At 50.2% G+C, this 245-nt stretch carries 1 protein-coding gene; it reads left to right on the forward strand.

Going from position 1 to position 245, the window contains the following annotated elements; translation table 11 throughout:
* Nucleotides 1–31 precede the first annotated feature (31 nt).
* A partial coding sequence (locus tag ACYP03_RS27515; protein WP_459782874.1) for an FAD/NAD(P)-binding protein occupies nucleotides 32–245 on the forward strand: 214 nt, incomplete at its 3' end.

A 245-nucleotide genomic window follows, 5' to 3' on the forward strand; every position in this document is an offset into this window, starting at 1 on the left:
ATCCGGCATACCCGGACAACCCGGCGACTTCATGCACTGGCTGAAAGCTCACCCTTTAAAATGGCAGGCGGATTTTCCTGAGCTGAACATTGATGCATACACCTATGCGCCGCGTGCCCTGTTCGGTCGCTACATGCAAGACCGATTCTTACTTGTGATACGGCAAGCAGCAGAAAAAAATATTTTCATCGTGACCGTTGCTGCATATGTCACGTCGATCTGTGCTTACGACGATTCAAGACGGT

The sequence above is a fragment of the Photobacterium sp. R1 genome, assembly GCF_054600795.1.